This window comes from Pseudoalteromonas sp. '520P1 No. 423', assembly GCF_001269985.1.
Lineage (GTDB): Bacteria > Pseudomonadota > Gammaproteobacteria > Enterobacterales > Alteromonadaceae > Pseudoalteromonas.
The window spans coordinates 533,158-548,728 of the sequence record NZ_BBZB01000001.1 but is presented as its reverse complement, the minus strand read 5'-3'; the positions used below and the strand labels follow the sequence as shown (position 1 = coordinate 548,728).

Sequence of the window (15,571 nt, the reverse complement as noted above, 5' to 3'; positions counted from 1 at the left end):
CCACACAGTGGCCTTATATAATGATGCTTTGCATTTTTATAACCAAAGGAAATTTTAGTGACACAACCTTTACGCATTGTTTTTGCGGGCACACCTGATTTTGCAGCTCGCCACCTTCAAGCTCTTATAGACTCTGAACATCAAGTCATAGCTACATATACTATGCCAGACCGACCTGCTGGACGTGGTAAAAAATTAAAAGCAAGTGAAGTTAAACAACTTGCTGTTGAAAATAATATTGATGTTTATCAACCTGAATCATTAAAAGTTGAAAGTGAACAGCAAATATTAGCCGACTTAAACGCTGATATTATGGTTGTTGTTGCTTACGGTTTAATTTTACCGCAAACCATTTTAGATACGCCTCGTTTAGGTTGCATTAACGTGCATGGTTCTATTTTACCTCGCTGGCGCGGTGCTGCACCTATTCAAAGAGCAATATGGGCAGGCGATAAAGAATCTGGCGTAACCATAATGCAAATGGATTTAGGTTTAGATACCGGTGATATGCTCAATATTACCACTTGCGATATCAACCAAGATGAAACAAGCGCCTCTCTATATACAAAATTGGCAGAACTAGGTCCTAAAGCATTAATAGAAACACTAGCTGAATTAGCAAACAGTACTGCTAAAGCAATTGCTCAAGATGAATCCCTAGCTAATTACGCTCACAAGCTATCTAAACAAGAAGCTGATATAGACTGGTCTATGGATGCAGAACAAATAGAGCGAAATATTCGCTCATTTAATCCTTGGCCGGTATGTTTCACACAAATGTCAGGTAATACCGTTAAAATTTACCAAGCGAAAGTTGTCGAGTTAACAGGTGAGCCAGGCACAGTTTTAGCAAGTGATAAAACTGGCATTACTATAGCAACAGGTAAAAATTCAGTTAAAATAGAGCAGTTACAACCTCAAGGTAAAAAACCTATGTCTGCACAAGATTTTTTAAATGGTCGTGCTGATTGGGTCGAAATTAATAGCATTATTGGTAACAAAGGTGAAAACGAATGAGCGATGTAAGAGCCTTAGCAGCTGAAGTTATTTATCAAGTTATCATAGAAAAGCAATCTCTGAATCAAGCTTTACCTACTGCTAGCACCAAAGTTGCCGTTAAAGACAAAGCTTTATTACAGCAACTTTGTTATGGCGTATTGCGTCACTATTCAAGCTTAGAGTTTTACTGCTCTAAATTATTAAGCAAGCCATTAAAAGGTAAACAAAAAGTATTTGAATTTTTACTTTGTGTTGGCATATATCAATTACAACATATGCGTACACCACCACATGCAGCAGTTGCTGAAACCGTAAATGCATTAACAACTTTAAATGCGACTGGCTTAAAAGGTTTAATCAATGCAGTTTTACGTAATTTTCAACGTCAACAGACTGAATTAGAAGCCCAAGCTGATGAGATTAACGCATGTCGTTATAACCACCCAGGCTGGTTTATCAATCAAGTTAAAGCAGCTTACCCTGAAAAATGGCAGCAAATTTTAAAAGCGAACCAACTACAAGCTCCAATGTGGTTACGTGTAAATCAAGCAAAAAACAGTACAGCGCAATATAGTGAAAAGCTAAATCAAAAAAATATAGCGCATAAATTACAAGATGGTTTTTATGATGCTGTTCTATTAGATAAACCATGCGATGTATTTAGCTTGCCAGAGTTTGAAACTGGCGGCAGCTCAGTACAAGATGGTGCAGCTCAAATAGCAGCAAGATTATTAGATCCACAAGATGGTGACTATATACTAGATGCATGTGCAGCGCCAGGCGGTAAAACATGTCATTTATTAGAGCTTGCAAAGGTAGAAGTACTAGCTTTAGATGCGGATGCTAAAAGATTAGAGCGCGTACAAGAAAACTTAACTCGCATTGGTTTAGAAGCAAAATTAACTTGTGCAGATGCTTCAAAACCAGATGAGTGGTTTGATGGTAAGCAATTTGATCGCATTTTATTAGATGTACCATGTTCAGCGACAGGTGTGATACGCCGCCACCCAGATATAAAATGGTTACGCAGAGCTGATGACATTGAAAAACTCGCTCAATTACAAGGGCAAATTTTACAAGAAATATGGCCTTTATTAAAACCAGGTGGTACTTTGCTTTATGCTACCTGTTCAGTTTTACCTCAAGAAAACAAAAGTCAAATTTTGAATTTCCTTGAACAGAAAACTGATGCAGAACATATTGCAATAAACTCTGATGATACTTTAACCACTCCAGGATGGCAGTTACTGCCAGATCTCACTGATGGTTTTTATTATGCAAAGTTAACTAAAAAACACTCTTAATAAAAATAATAAATATTTGGTAGATCATGAAAATTATCATTTTAGGCGCGGGTCAGGTTGGCGGCACTTTAGCTGAAAACTTGGTTGGTGAAAAAAACGAAATCACAGTTATAGATATTAACGGTGATAAACTTCACCAACTTCAAGATAAATACGACTTACAAGTAGTAACTGGACATAGCGCCCATCCTGATATTTTACGCCAAGCTGGAGCTGAAGACGCAGATATGATCATTGCGGTAACCAGTTCCGATGAAGTGAACATGATCGCCTGTCAAATAGCCTATAGTATCTTTAATACACCAACAAAAATTGCCCGTATTCGTTCAGAGCAATACTTACGTTATAAAGAAAAGCTTTTTCACAATCATGATTTACCAGTAGATCACTATATCGCGCCAGAGCAACTTGTAACTAAGTACATACGTCGTTTAATTGATTATCCTGGCGCTTTACAGGTTTTACAGTTTGCTGAAGGTAAATTATCTTTAGTGGCAGTAAAAGCCTACTACGGTGGCTTATTAGTTGGTTATGCACTTTCAACATTAAAAGAGCATATCCCAAATGTTGAAACCCGAGTAGCTGCAATTTACCGCCAAGGCAGGCCAATAAAACCTTTAGGCACCACAGTCATTGAAGCCGATGATGAAATATTTTTTATCGCTGCTACTAAACACATACGTGCAGTAATGAGTGAACTGCAAAAGCTTGAACAATCTTATAAAAAAATAATGATTGTAGGCGGTGGCAATATAGGCGCGGGTTTAGCCCGTTCTTTAGAGAAAAACCACACAGTTAAATTGATTGAACGCAATCCAGCACGTGCAGCACAACTATCTGAACAATTGGATAAAACAATTGTGTTTTGTGGTGATGCATCAGATCAAGAGTTACTATCTGAAGAACATATAGAGCAGGTTGATGTATTTATTGCGGTAACCAATGATGATGAAGCTAATATCATGGCTGCTATGTTAGCAAAACGAATGGGTGCACAAAAAACCATGGTATTAATTCAACGTAGTGCTTATGTTGATTTAGTACAAAGTGGTGAGATTGATATTGCCATATCACCGCAACAAGCAACCATATCAGCGCTGCTTACTCATGTACGCCGTGGTGATATTGTTAATGTATACTCATTACGTAAAGGCGCTGCTGAAGCTATAGAAGCAGTTGCCCATGGTGATAAAAACACTTCTAAAGTAGTGGGTAAAGCAATTAGAGATATCAAGTTACCTGCAGGTACAACCATAGGTGCAATTGTCAGAAATGATGATGTACTCATTGCCCATGATAGTACTGTAATTGAATCAGGTGATCACGTGATCATGTTCTTGATCGATAAAAAGCATATCTATGTGGTAGAAAAACTATTCCAAGTAAGCGCTATATTTATGTAACTATTTATATGCATAACAAAAAAGCGCGATTAAATCGCGCTTTTTTGTTTTATCCCCGCCAGAATGTAGGGGTAAACAGTACCAATAGGGTAAATATCTCTAAACGACCAAATACCATCGCTATGGTTAAAATCCACTTTGCGGTATCTGTAATATCACCAAAGTGAGAAGCAACATCACCTAATCCTGGGCCTAAGTTATTTAAACAGGCAGCTGTCGCTGAAAACGCAGTAATATTATCCATGCCCGTACCCATTAACATCAACATGATAATGACAAATACCAAAGCATAAGCTGAAAAGAAACCCCAAACCGCTTCAACTACTTTATCTGGCAGTGCTTTACGTCCAAGTTTTATAGAATATATCGCTCTAGGATGCACCAGACGATTTAATTCTCGTATACCTTGTAAGTACAATAGAAATACACGAACAACCTTCATACCGCCCCCTGTTGAACCTGCACAGCCACCAATAAAGCTCGAAAATATTAATAACATAGGTAAAAATATAGGCCAGGCCGAAAAGTTATCTGTGGCAAAACCCGCAGTGGTACTAATTGAAACAGCCTGAAATATCGCTTGATTTAACGTTTCATCACCACTTTCAAACATATTATGCGAAGACAACACAGCAAAACAAACCAAAACTAATGCAGCTTGAATAAACAAGAATGCTTTCAATTCTGGATCTCTAATGTAACTTCTTAAGTTTCGATTTGCGACTACCGCATAATGTAATGAAAAGTTCACTGCGGCTATCAATAAAAAGAACACACATATCATATTTATGAGTGGGCTATTAAAGTGACCCATAGATGCATCATAAGTAGAAAAACCACCAATTGCGATAGTAGAAAAAGCATGACAAATCGCATCAAACCATCCCATTCCCGCACTCCAATAAGCTAAAGTACAAGCTAAAGTAAGTGATACATATATATACCAAAGGTGTTTTGCCGTATCAGCGATACGCGGCGTCATTTTAGAGTCTTTCACCGGACCCGGTGTTTCAGCCCTATAAAGCTGCATACCACCAACTCCTAACATAGGTAAAACAGCAACAGCTAATACAATGATCCCCATACCACCTAACCACTGTAATTGCTGACGATAAAACAATACTGATTTAGGAAGGAACTCTATGCCAGTTAAAACAGTTGCGCCTGTTGTAGTTAAACCCGAAAAAGATTCAAATACCGCATCAGCTAAAGATAAATTTGGCTCTTCAAGAAATATTAAAGGTAGAGAACCAAACGCACCTAATACCAACCAGAATAAAACAACAATCAAAAACCCTTCTCGGGCTTTTAAATCTGCTTTTTCACTTCTATTAGGATACCAAGTCAATAAACCTATGATGACACTAAATACAAAGGCAAGAACAAAAGGAAAACCACCACCATCTTTATAAATCAAAGAGACAAGTGCAGGAGGGATCATAGTGACACTGAAAAGCGCAACCAATAACCCGAGGATTCTGATAATAGTACGAAACTGCATTAGATAATATTTATCCTACATACCGATTTTATTCGGAAGTAATTAATGCATATAGATTACTTTAAATTGACTTAAAAAATAACAGCTAACAAATTATTCTTTTAACTTAAATTCAACTCTTGCATTTGTTTTCTCAAATACTTCAGCTAAAGCACGCTCGACTTCCCTGCTATCAATTTTTATTTGCCAAGCAATTTGAGCTGTAAATGTTTTTTCAATATCTAAAACTTTATAAGCCGTTAATATATTTTCAATCAATCCTTGATGACTATACTCTGAAATACCATAAATTATTGCTTCAGGAATTTTAGTCTCGGTTGTCAATTCCAGCATGGCATTATTTAAGCTGCCGCCATATGCACGAACAAGACCACCCGTACCAAGTTTAATGCCACCAAAATAACGTGTTACCACTGCTGTAATTTCACCTAATCCAGACCCCATTAACACATTTAGCATAGGCTTGCCTGCGGTACCGTTAGGCTCTCCATCATCAGAAAAGCCAAAAACATGACTGCCACTCGGTTCACCTGCAACATGCGCCCAACAGTTGTGCCTTGCATCAGGATATTTAATACCAATACTCTTAATAAATGCTTTCGCTGACTCTAAATCTGGAGTGTGTGCGATATGTACAATAAATTTACTTTTTTTGATATCTTCTTGATAAAAAACAGCTGCGGAAGGGATTTTATATTCTTGTGGCATGGCTTTAATCTATAATTTATAGCGTGGCTAAAGCCCCGCCTACTCTGGTAAATAGACAGTAGGCGGTAATTTCTCATATAAAAAATTACCGCCTACAAAAATAACTAGACTAACTTTAAGTCACGAGTCATATTTTCATTATGATCACGGTGAACAATAATATTATCTTCAATTCTAATGCCGCCATAAGGCTTAAACTCAGCTACTTTATCCCAATTAATGTACTGGTTATTATCTGTTTTTGATAGGTCTCCTAGTAATGAGTCAATAAAGTATAAACCTGGTTCAATGGTAAATACTTGGTTCACTTCTATTGTACGTGTACAACGTAAGAAAGGATGACCTTCAGGAGCAGCTTGATGCGTGCCGCGTTCATCAGCCATAAAACCGCCCATATCATGTACTTGTAAACCTAAGTGATGACCTAAACCATGTGGGAAGAAAGTTTTAGTGATGCCTTTTTCAATAATGGCTTCAGCAGATAAATTTACAATATTAAATTGTGATAATAATTTTGCGATACGCATATGACAATCAACATGCAAATCACCATATTTAACACCCGGCTTTAAACCCTCACACATTTGTAGTTGCTGTGCATTTAATTCACTGATCAGTTCTGCAAATTGACCTGATTTATTAAAATCATATGTACGTGTGATATCAGATGCATAACCATTAAAACTTGCACCAGCATCTATTAAAAATGAACGTATCGTTTTAGGTGCTAGCTGATCAAAATGTGTGTAATGTAAAATTGCACAGTTTTCATTTAATGCCACTATATTATCGTAAGGTACTTCATTTGCACCTTGACGTGTCGCTAATAAATACGCATTTTGAATATCAAACTCAGAACCGCCAGCAAAAAAAGCATCTTTAGCTGCTTGATGACCATTAACACCTAAACGGTTAGCTTCACGTAAACATACATGTTCATAAGCTGTTTTATATGCCCTATGATAGTGAATATAATTAAGCACTGGTTCAGGGTTTAATTCTTTAAATCCTAACGCTTTAGCAACTTCTACATATTCACCTAAGTAAGCATACTTTTCTTTATCATAAGGTAATAACTGTTCAACTTGATCTGGCACTTGTAATAATTGAATATCAAAATATTCAGCCCAATAATCACCTGGCTCATCAGGTACTTTATGCCAAAAATCTACCGGACGATAAAAAATTAATTTTGGTTTATCAGTACCATTTAGCACTAACCAACAATGTGGATTATCTACAACCGGTAACCAAGCTTTAAAATGCGGGTTAACTTTAAACGGATAGCTCATATCATCTAAAAATTGACGTTTTGCCTGACCCGAATGAATAACTAAACCCTCAAGTCCTTCTCGCTCTAGCAGCGTTTTAGTTCGTTGCTGTAAAGTCGTAATATGTTCAGCATATAAAGAAGCGAGTTTATCCATTATTTTTCCTAAATGTGTGAGATTAAAATAATAACGATTTGTGTCAGTTTAACACATGATAATCATTGATGAAGTATGCATCATTTTTGAATTGTCATCGTGAGTAAATCATCAAATAAATTATCAGTTTTACCCATTCTTGTATGGTAAACTTGCCTATAAGCAAATACATTCTTCACGTAATCACGTGTTTCACTATATGGAATAGACTCTATCCATAAATCAACAGCGATAGGATCTTTGGGTAGCCACCTTTTCACGCGATGATAACCGGCATTATAAGAAGCCGTTGCCAAAATCTCATTGCCATTATTCTTACGTTTTAAATAACTTAAATATTGCGATCCCAGCTTAATATTTGTTTTTGGATCATAAAGTTTTCTACGTGAAATACTCGACTTAGAAATATATTTAGCGGTACTTGGTAATATTTGCATTAAACCTAAAGCTCCCGCATGGGAATTTGCATCAGGCGCAAAAGAGCTTTCTCTTCGAGAAATAGCATAACTCCATGTGATATCTATTTTACTTTTATGACTATATCTTTTAAATAAACTTTCAAAAGCCTCAGGAAAGCGCAAATCTAAATGGTGAAATTTTTTAAGTTGCGCCATTGTATAAATCACACGGTCATGCCAATCTAATTGACTGCCTAATTGTGCAGCTGCTAACTTTTCTTCTTTTGAGGAAGTATTAATTAAATAATTCCATTCACGTCTAGAAGAAGTGGTACGTTTTAATTCAGCTAACGCCTTTGCTCGAATAAAACCAGGCGCTTGAGATACTTTTTCAATTAATAATGGTGCGATTACAGTTTCTTGATATTGCATTTGCGCAGGTAAACTTAATCTTGCAGCTGCCATAAAACCATAATAATTGCGTTTCTTTGCAATTTCAGACCAAAGAGATTCTGCTTTTTGCTTTTTGCCTTGCTGCTGGTACGAATAAGCTAACCAATAGTTTTGACCATTAGATAAATTTTCTTTACCGGTAAAGTACGCAATAATACCTGGCCAATCAACACTTTGCAGCATATTAGTCAACTGCCATTGCATTAGCTTTTTATCGTGTTTTTCAACTGCTACTTTGTTTAACCAAAACTTAGCTTCTTTATGCTTAGAAGATGCCAGGGCCAAAGCAAAAGTATAATAAACCCCCTGCTTTTGTTGTTCAGTGAATTTAAATTTCACATCTAGTTTTCGCCAAGCACGTAAAGCTAAATCATCATCGCGCCAAATTAAGCGCTTAATACCATAAATAGCAATTTCAGCTTCTTTTAGATTGGCATTTTTAAACCGATATAAACCCGCAGATGCTGATGGGTCTTTTCGCATTTTATGATATAAGTCAGCTAGGTATTGCTCATTTTTAGGAAGTTGTAATTTAAGGTAAGGAATTAAAGTATGCTTTCCTTTTTGTGCAGCTAACGTCAACCTTTGCCATATGCGCTCTTGCGTCATATAACCTTGTTTACGCCACTTTTTAAATAAAGCATCACACTCTTTTGGTTGAGATTTTCCAACAACCCATAAATCTGTTACTTGTTGCAATATGGCGCTTTGAGGCGCACCTAATTGCAATTGATAATTTAGATTTGTACAAGTTAAAGCTGCGCTGCTTGTTGGTTTAAAATACTTAATAAAAAGCGCTTTTTTATTTCTCTTTTTTAAATTATTTAACCAAGCTCCACGTACAGGCCACTCTAATGGTGACCCTTGATAAATATTTAAAAAAGATTCTATATCGGCTTCATTAGATAAATAAGGATACTTTTTTAAATATGCCATTTTCACATAAGGCTTTAATGGGTGATCTAAATTAGCTAAAGCTTTTTGGTATCTTTTTTTATTGCCCGATAAAGCCGCTTTTTCTGCTGAAATAAAAGCTTTATGCTCTACAGGAATTGCATCAGCTGAAAAACTAGCAAGTGAAATACTAGAAAATAGCGCAGCTGAAATAAAAAGTTTTTTAATAATCGTCACTAAAAAATAATCCTTATGAATATTCTCTAACCCTACTAAATTAGCACTTTATCAAACGATCTTAATAAAGAATTTAAAATGCGCTGAATAACTGACCTTAACATGTAGTTTTTAACCAAATGTTAAGAAACAGAGAAAATTTATTGCTATTTTTATTTAAAGAGGCGAAACTGCATAAAAACCACACTCATCGTACCAGTTAATTTTACTTCTTAACTACAGTTTGAGTTAGAAGAATAACCAGGGAGATAAAAATGTTATATAAAAGCGATAGCTTTGAAGTTACCTTCATCGAAGACGCGATTACAAAAAAATCAATTGCCGAATTTAAATTTTGTGTACCAGGCTCTGTCAATAAATTATCACAACAAACACTTCAAGAATGTGGTGTTGCATTTGCTGAACTTTCTAAACGTGATGATATTCAGGGCATGGTTTTTACCAGTGATAAAGATCACTTTATTATCGGTGCTGATATTTTTGAATTTTTACCTACTTTTGATTTACCACAAGAACAATTAACTCAGTGGATTAAAAATGCGACTGACGTATTTGATGCACTTGAAGACTTACCTTTCCCAACTGTAAGTGCTGTAAATGGTATGGCACTTGGTGGCGGCTGTGAGTGGGTATTAGCAACAGATTACCGTGTAGCCAGTGATGATGTGAAAATTGGTTTACCTGAAGTACGTTTAGGCATTATGCCTGGCTTTGGTGGCACAGTACGTTTACCACGTATTATAGGCGCTGATAACGCAATGACTTGGATCACCACAGGTAAAGAGCATAGAGCAAAACCAGCTTTAGCTGTTGGTGCACTTGATAGCGTAGTAGCAAAAGATAAATTATATAGCTCAAGCATTAAAGTACTAGAACAAGCAATTGATGGTAAGTTAGATTGGCAAACAAAGCGTGCACAAAAGCTAGCACCACTTGCTATGAACAAACTAGAACAGGGTATGAGCTTTGCGACAGCTCAAGGTATGGTTTTTGGTAAAACGAAAGGCCATTACCCTTCACCTTTAATGGCGATTAAAACATTAAAAGCAGCAGCTAATAGTGAACGTACTGAAGCGATGGCAATTGAAAATGCTAATTTTGCAGCACTGGCTAAAACAGATGAAGCAGCCGCTCAAGTAGGTATTTTCTTAGCAGATCAATACTTAAAGAACAAAGCACGCAAACAAGCAAAAACAAGTACAACTGATATTAAACAAGCAGCAGTTGTTGGTGCAGGTATTATGGGTGGTGGTATTGCATATCAATCTGCCTATAAAGGCACGCCAATTATCATGAAAGATATTGCACAAAGTGCATTAGATTTAGGCATGGGCGAAGCGTCAAAACTTCTTGGTAAACAAGTAGAACGTGGTCGTATGAAATTAGATAAAATGGTAAAAACTTTATCTGCTATCAAACCAACGCTAAACGATTCAGACCTCAATACAGCTAATATTGTTGTTGAAGCTGTTGTAGAAAACCCAAAAGTAAAACAAGCTGTTTTAGCTAAGCTAGAACAAGATATGCCAGAAGGCACTGTTTTAACGTCAAATACATCTACGATTCAAATTGATGAATTAGCAAGTGCGTTAACAAAACCTGAAAACTTCTGTGGTATGCATTTCTTTAACCCAGTTCATCGTATGCCTTTAGTTGAAATCATTCGTGGTAAAGATACTTCTGATGAAACTATTGGTGCCGTTGTTGATTACGCTTTAAAACTTGGCAAGTCGCCAATCGTTGTAAATGACTGCCCAGGATTTTTCGTAAACCGTGTTTTATTTCCTTACTTTGCTGGTTTTAACCAACTTGTTGTTGAAGGTGCTAACTTCGCTAAAGTTGATAAAGTAATGGAAAATGTATTTGGCTGGCCTATGGGTCCTGGTTATTTATTAGATGTTGTTGGACTAGATACAGCAAACCATTGTACTGGTGTTATGGCAGCTGGCTTCCCTGAACGCATGGCAATTCAAGAAAAAGACCCCGTTGCATTATTTGCTAACAATAATCGTTTTGGTCAAAAGAACTCTGCTGGTTTCTATCAATATGTACCAGATAGAAAAGGCCGTCCACAAAAGAAAAACGACCCAGCAGCAATTGAATTATTAAGCTCAATTTGTGATTCAGAAAAAGAGTTTTCTAAACAAGAAATTATAGACCGATGTATGATCCCTATGCTAAATGAAGTTTTACTTTGTTTACAAGAAGATATTATTGCATCTCCGCAAGAAGCAGATATGGCACTTATTTACGGTATCGGCTTCCCTCCATTCAGAGGCGGCGCATTCCGTTACTTAGATCAAGTTGGTTTAGCTAATTTTGTAGCAACTGCCGATAAATATGCTGATTTAGGTGCTATTTACCAAGTATCAGATTTAACACGTCAATGGGCTGATCAAGGCCGTAAATTTTATCAAGTAGAGGGCGTATAACATGCAAACTCCAGTAATAGTCGATTGTATCCGCTCTCCTATGGGTCGTTCTAAAAACGGTATTTTTAAACATACCCGTGCTGAAGACTTAAGTGCACATTTAATGAAAGGTTTAGTTGATAGAAATCCACAACTAGACCCAACTGAAATAGATGATATCTATTGGGGTTGTGTACAACAAACATTAGAGCAAGGTTTTAATATTGCTCGTAATGCATCATTACTTGCGGGTATTCCTCACTCTGTACCAGCAGTAACGGTAAACCGTTTATGTGGCTCTTCAATGCAAGCAATTCATGATGCTGCTCGCGCCATCATGACTGGTGCTGGTGATGTTTATATTGTTGGTGGTGTAGAGCATATGGGTCATGTGCCAATGAACCACGGTGTAGACTTTAACTTAAAACTATCTAAATCAGTTGCACAAGCAGCAGGTATGATGGGATTAACAGCTGAATACTTAGGTAAACTACACGGTATTTCACGTCAACAACAAGATGAGTTTGCAGCACGTTCACATAAACGCGCTCATTCAGCAACAGTTGAAGGCCGCTTTAAACGTGAAATTTTACCCACTTTAGGTCACGATGCTGATGGCTCGTTAGTTTCTATTGATACCGATGAAGTAATTCGTCCTGAAACAACGGTGGAAGGATTATCACAATTGCGTCCTGCATTTGATCCTGCCAATGGTACTGTAACAGCAGGTTCTTCTTCTGCATTATCAGATGGCGCATCAGCTATGTTAATGATGTCTGAAGAAAAGGCGAAAGCGCTTGGTTTACCAATTCGCGCACGTGTTAAATCTATGGCTGTTGCAGGCTGTGATCCATCAATTATGGGTTATGGACCAGTGCCTGCAAGTAAAAAAGCATTAAAAGATGCAGGCTTAACGATTGAAGATATGGGTATAGTAGAACTAAATGAAGCTTTTGCTGCACAGTCTTTACCTGTTATTAAAGATCTTGGTTTAACTGATGTTGTTGATGAAAAAGTTAACTTAAATGGCGGTGCTATTTCTCTCGGCCATCCATTAGGATGTTCGGGTACTCGTATCAGTACTTCACTTATCCATTTAATGGAAGATAACAACGCTAAATATGGTTTAGCAACTATGTGTATTGGTTTAGGCCAAGGCATAGCAACTGTATTTGAACGTGTTGAATAATTTTAGACTTTAAAATTTTGGTGTTTCAGGCAAGGGATCGTTTATTAATAAGCGCTCTTGCCTTTTTATTTGTTTAAACTCGTACAGCTACTCTGGTATAGGTAAACTAATTTTAAAACATGTACCTTTATTAATTTCACTTTCAACTTCAATTAAACCTCTATAGGCTTCAATAATTTTATAACTAATTAACAAACCTAACCCTGTTCCCACGCCAACTTCTTTTGTAGTGAAAAAAGGGTCAAACAACCTTTGTTTCGTTTTATCATCCATTGCGAACCCAGTATCTGTAATATGTAAAAATACAAATTCAGAATTGGCAAAAGTTTCTATAGTAATAGTCCCTTTATCTTTATTAATAGCATGTTTAGCATTAATTAATATATTCATTAAAACTTGTTCAATTTGATTTTTTGTACCAAAAACCTCAGGTATATTAGCTGTTAATTTCGTTTTTATATCAAATTGAGACATATAATCTTTTAATGATTCGATATTACTCATTAAATAACCTACAGGATTATTAATTTCAGCGAACTTTCTTCTGATTGCAATGCTAACAAGTTGACGACCTGACTCTAATGTTTTTAATTTAAGACTATCTAAATTGCTATCATCCTGAAAAAACAACTATCATGTGTGACTGGTTTAAAATTGAAAATAAAGGCAATACAACTTGAGTCTCCATTAAAGATTCAGGATAAAAGAGCTCATCCGCGGTTAAAAATATCGTTTCATTTTGTGCTTGCTTAATATTATCTACTACCTGAGTTACATTAATATCATTTTCTGCTTGCTTAACTTTTTCAGTGAGCTCAGCTTCTATACCTTTAGTTAATGGTGCATTTGCCTTTTCATGGCAATAAATATAACTACAACTAGTAGATAAAAAACTCACACAGCGCACTAATAAGCTTTGTATTATTGTTTCTACTTTATTTTTATTAAAAGTTACCGTTGCTAGAAATGTTAAAAATTCGAGCTGCTGCTGTTTAGATTGTTCATATTTAGATATTTTTTTTCCATTTGTATCTCAATTTTTGTTTTCAACTGATAAAAAAAATGCCTATACTTATATAAAGGATAGGTATATTTTTTATATATTGTTAGGGCAAATCAAAATTATTTTAGGATAAAGCAATCGAGTTTATAAAAATGACCCTTATTCATATCATTATTTGTGATATGCGAATGCCTGAAATATCGGCGATAAAGTGCTAGCGCAAGTAAAACAGCACCAACCAAAAGCAAGAATAATTTTACTATCTGGTTATTCAGATATGCAAAGTACCATAGCTGCGATTAATGATGGTGGCATTCTCAAGCAACTAAAGGCGCAGATATTTTAGATGTGATGCCATCGCTTAAACATATTTCTGATACCTTACGTTACCAATACGAAAAATTTAATGGTCATGGTTATCCAGGAGTAAAAGCTAAGAAAGAAATACCGCTCGCTTCTCGTATTCTCGCTGTTGTACGTGATTATGATAAGTTTGTTGCTGGTTATCGCTCAAGATGTGAAATATAGCAATGGTAATGTACTTATTACCAAAAATACTGAGCTGACTGAAGCCACCATAGATCGTATGGAGCAATATGAACTTGAACACGACTTCACTTTCTTTATTTTCATTTTAATACCTGAAAAAACCTCAAGTGAAGTTAATTAAAAATCAGCTTTTATTCACTGAAAATTAAGCCTAAAATACAGCTTCTTTTTTTAGAGTGTACTCCATGACTGATTTAACTATAAACTCTACAACTCAAGCAGATCATACTTTAGACGCTATGGGTTTACGCTGTCCTGAACCTGTTATGATGATCCGAGGCACAGTAAGAAAAATGCAGGAAGGTGAAACCTTATTAATCGTTGCTGATGATCCATCAACAACGAGAGATATTCCCAGCTTTTGTCGTTTTATGGATCATACATTATTAGCACAAGAGGTTGAAAATGAAACTTTTCGCTATTTAATCAAAAAAGGTCTGTAAATATAATCCTGCTTCGCAGTATTATTAAGTGCCACTACGTGGCGAAGCATATAAATAAAAAAACGATATTAAATTTAAGTTGCCTGAATAGACAAATAATTCAGTTATATAAGTTCTTTTAATTTTTTATTCTTAATTTCTTTTGCTGCGAAGCAAGCAGCCTTCAATAAAGCTGTACAAGCAGATTTATTATTCGAATACTTGATTGATTGTTACTAAAGGTTTTGCTTTTTGTCTAAAGTTAATGCTTACCTGATACCAACCTGATTCATACGGTGTAAAGCTAAAGTAGTTATAAATGCTGTTACAGTTAGCTTGCACCGGAATACCAGACTCTAATAACTGATCTAAATCTTCATTTAAGTAACCACAATTTAAACCTTGGCTCCAATTTTCATCTGCTATTTTAAATTCGTATGTTTGACCTGCAGTTGAAAGTTTAATTTTAGTTTGCAGCACATCGGTGCTTATTTGTTTTAGTTGGTATTCAGGCTGTGCTTCCCAAGTATTAAAGTTACCTCTTAAATAAATAGGTGTTTCAATGCCTACATTTTCAACTTCATTTTCTTTGAAAGATTCAGTACTTGAACAAGCAGTTAATACTGAAGCTATAAATATGATCGGTAATATTTTTTTCATTTTTATTCTTATT

The 15,571-nt window shown here is 35.9% G+C and carries 16 protein-coding genes; 9 read left to right on the top strand and 7 right to left on the bottom strand.

Going from position 1 to position 15,571, the window contains the following annotated elements; all coding sequences use genetic code 11:
* The first annotated feature begins 57 nt into the window (after positions 1-57).
* Genes fmt through trkA form a run of 3 tightly spaced genes read left to right on the top strand, consistent with a single transcriptional unit; the run spans position 58 to position 3,706 of the window.
* On the top strand, positions 58-1,017 hold the full coding sequence (gene fmt, locus PSA_RS02535; RefSeq protein ID WP_042147651.1) for a methionyl-tRNA formyltransferase: 960 nt from the start codon (positions 58-60) through the stop codon (positions 1,015-1,017).
* Positions 1,014-2,303, top strand: coding sequence for a 16S rRNA (cytosine(967)-C(5))-methyltransferase RsmB (gene rsmB, locus PSA_RS02530; protein WP_042147654.1), 1,290 nt, complete (start codon positions 1,014-1,016; stop codon positions 2,301-2,303). The genes fmt and rsmB overlap by 4 nt, the downstream gene beginning before the upstream one ends.
* Positions 2,304-2,329: 26 nt before the next feature.
* Positions 2,330-3,706 carry a Trk system potassium transporter TrkA gene (gene trkA, locus PSA_RS02525; RefSeq protein ID WP_042147657.1) on the top strand — a complete coding sequence of 459 codons (1,377 nt, stop codon included), beginning with the start codon at positions 2,330-2,332 and terminating at the stop codon, positions 3,704-3,706.
* 49 nt (positions 3,707-3,755) lie between these two features.
* Here the strand turns inward: trkA and PSA_RS02520 are convergent, their stop codons facing one another.
* The 4 genes from PSA_RS02520 to PSA_RS02505 form a co-directional block, all read right to left on the bottom strand.
* Positions 3,756-5,207, bottom strand: coding sequence for a TrkH family potassium uptake protein (locus PSA_RS02520; RefSeq protein ID WP_042147661.1), 1,452 nt, complete (start codon positions 5,205-5,207; stop codon positions 3,756-3,758).
* Positions 5,208-5,300: 93 nt separating this feature from the next.
* Positions 5,301-5,915 carry a YigZ family protein gene (locus PSA_RS02515; protein WP_042147664.1) on the bottom strand — a complete coding sequence of 205 codons (615 nt, stop codon included), beginning with the start codon at positions 5,913-5,915 and terminating at the stop codon, positions 5,301-5,303.
* A gap of 104 nt (positions 5,916-6,019) precedes the next feature.
* Entirely contained in the window at positions 6,020-7,342 is a 1,323-nt protein-coding gene (gene pepQ, locus PSA_RS02510) for a Xaa-Pro dipeptidase (protein WP_042147667.1), read from the bottom strand.
* An 80-nt stretch (positions 7,343-7,422) separates the two neighbouring features.
* Positions 7,423-9,315: a transglycosylase SLT domain-containing protein gene (locus tag PSA_RS02505; protein ID WP_042147827.1), complete on the bottom strand. Its 1,893-nt coding sequence runs from the start codon at positions 9,313-9,315 to the stop codon at positions 7,423-7,425.
* A 263-nt stretch (positions 9,316-9,578) separates the two neighbouring features.
* Between PSA_RS02505 and fadB the strand changes: the two genes are divergently transcribed.
* Together fadB and fadA are read left to right on the top strand one after the other, a co-directional pair.
* Positions 9,579-11,756, top strand: coding sequence for a fatty acid oxidation complex subunit alpha FadB (fadB, locus tag PSA_RS02500; RefSeq protein ID WP_042147669.1), 2,178 nt, complete (start codon positions 9,579-9,581; stop codon positions 11,754-11,756).
* 1 nt (position 11,757) lies between these two features.
* Positions 11,758-12,924 carry an acetyl-CoA C-acyltransferase FadA gene (fadA, locus tag PSA_RS02495; protein ID WP_042147672.1) on the top strand — a complete coding sequence of 389 codons (1,167 nt, stop codon included), beginning with the start codon at positions 11,758-11,760 and terminating at the stop codon, positions 12,922-12,924.
* 87 nt (positions 12,925-13,011) lie between these two features.
* Here the strand turns inward: fadA and PSA_RS02490 are convergent, their stop codons facing one another.
* Together PSA_RS02490 and PSA_RS02485 are read right to left on the bottom strand one after the other, a co-directional pair.
* Positions 13,012-13,554, bottom strand: coding sequence for a sensor histidine kinase (locus PSA_RS02490; protein WP_042147675.1), 543 nt, complete (start codon positions 13,552-13,554; stop codon positions 13,012-13,014).
* A complete protein-coding gene (locus tag PSA_RS02485) occupies positions 13,538-13,822 on the bottom strand; it encodes a hypothetical protein (RefSeq protein ID WP_042147678.1) in 285 nt (94 codons plus the stop codon). Before PSA_RS02485 ends, PSA_RS02490 begins: the two co-directional genes overlap by 17 nt.
* Before the next feature lie 316 nt (positions 13,823-14,138).
* Between PSA_RS02485 and PSA_RS26745 the strand changes: the two genes are divergently transcribed.
* The 4 genes from PSA_RS26745 (at position 14,139) to tusA (ending at position 14,919) form a co-directional block, all read left to right on the top strand.
* Positions 14,139-14,273 (top strand): hypothetical protein, encoded by a 135-nt coding sequence (locus PSA_RS26745; RefSeq protein ID WP_269432757.1) that lies wholly within the window; start codon positions 14,139-14,141, stop codon positions 14,271-14,273.
* A 5-nt stretch (positions 14,274-14,278) separates the two neighbouring features.
* Positions 14,279-14,455 carry an HD domain-containing phosphohydrolase gene (locus tag PSA_RS02480; RefSeq protein WP_231665298.1) on the top strand — a complete coding sequence of 59 codons (177 nt, stop codon included), beginning with the start codon at positions 14,279-14,281 and terminating at the stop codon, positions 14,453-14,455.
* Positions 14,445-14,597: a hypothetical protein gene (locus tag PSA_RS25055; protein ID WP_157575729.1), complete on the top strand. Its 153-nt coding sequence runs from the start codon at positions 14,445-14,447 to the stop codon at positions 14,595-14,597. Before PSA_RS02480 ends, PSA_RS25055 begins: the two co-directional genes overlap by 11 nt.
* Positions 14,598-14,661: 64 nt before the next feature.
* Positions 14,662-14,919: a sulfurtransferase TusA gene (tusA, locus tag PSA_RS02475; protein ID WP_042147682.1), complete on the top strand. Its 258-nt coding sequence runs from the start codon at positions 14,662-14,664 to the stop codon at positions 14,917-14,919.
* Positions 14,920-15,108: 189 nt separating this feature from the next.
* Here tusA and PSA_RS02470 read toward each other — a convergent pair whose 3' ends face one another.
* A complete protein-coding gene (locus PSA_RS02470; RefSeq protein WP_042147685.1) occupies positions 15,109-15,558 on the bottom strand; it encodes a hypothetical protein in 450 nt (149 codons plus the stop codon).
* Positions 15,559-15,571 lie beyond the last annotated feature (13 nt).